The 1,030-nt window shown below is 55.9% G+C and carries 2 protein-coding genes; one reads left to right on the top strand and one right to left on the bottom strand.

Features of this window, described 5'->3' with window-relative positions; all coding sequences use genetic code 11:
- The coding region (locus B5E41_RS32640; RefSeq protein ID WP_280950657.1) for a transposase at window positions 1-179 on the bottom strand (179 nt) is incomplete at its 3' end.
- A gap of 633 nt (window positions 180-812) precedes the next feature.
- On the opposite strand from B5E41_RS32640, the gene B5E41_RS30905 reads away from it, so the two are divergent.
- On the top strand, window positions 813-1,030 hold a 218-nt coding region (locus tag B5E41_RS30905; protein ID WP_141098817.1), incomplete at its 3' end, for a transposase.

The raw sequence follows: 1,030 nt of genomic DNA, 5'->3' as shown, positions 1-1,030 counted from the left end.
GCATCACGACGCCAGCCAAATAGCTGCGAGGGATGTATGCCGATGCGATGCGCAATGGCCGAGACGCTTGCGCCGGGCTCCATTGCCTCAGCCACAGCCCGCGCTTTAAAATCATCGGACCAACGGCGCCGAACTTGCCGTGGGGCGCCCTCAAGCCGTTCCGGAACAGCCTCGATCATATGGAAGTTTCTAGTTCCAGAGCTAGGCGCAGACATAGAAGCTCACAGTTTGTGAATCGTCTGTCCGCAATACAGCGGCCAACGCTACTGACGCCAGATGGGGTCAGCTTGTCGCTTACGTTTGACTTCAGCAAGAGAGAGGATCGCGGAGCGATCAGCAGACATCTCTTTCCAACACACGTTACGGTCTACCGCGACGGCTACACAACTGTTTCTCGTGCGGCTTGCGATCCTGCCTTCCAGACTGAGTTCAGGGACATCGCGCTTGAGCTGGAAAACACGCACTTGCGCCCTTACTCGGTAACCTGCCGTCGCTGCATCGAAACGAAAACTTATCGCGAGGCCGTGGCAGCCTATGAGACAAATAGGCTTCCGGCCTATGTCGTGAATCAGGTTCCTCGGATGAGGCACGAAGTCTACCGGCAACAGGGCGTCTATGACATCGAAGAGAATAATTTGATCCGGCGATGGCTTGGAATTCCACCAGTTTTCCCGACGAGAGCTTATCTGGACGCTCTCATGGAAGAGGAAGAACGCATACACGAGGGTTATAGAGTAAGCGCCCGGTGAGGACCGTCTTGCGAGGTTGAGACGAACATCGGAAGTCCTAGTGTAAACACTAGGAGTAGTCCTATGACGAAGCATCCGATTGAAGTGATCACGTCTGTCGAGCGCCGACGGCGTTGGTCTCGGGAAGACAAAGAGCGGCTTGTTGCGGCCTGTTTTGAGCCAGATGCGGTGCTTTCCGAGATTGCCCGTGCGGCCGGTATCCATGTCAGCCAGCTCTTCCGTTGGCGCAAGGAGCTTTGCCAAATCGAGGAGCCGAGGACGGAAACAGCGAGCACGTTGGT

This window comes from Rhizobium esperanzae, from assembly GCF_002204185.1.
Lineage (GTDB): Bacteria > Pseudomonadota > Alphaproteobacteria > Rhizobiales > Rhizobiaceae > Rhizobium > Rhizobium esperanzae.
Note: the sequence above shows the minus strand (reverse complement) of the source record. Positions and strands in the feature narration are given on the sequence as shown.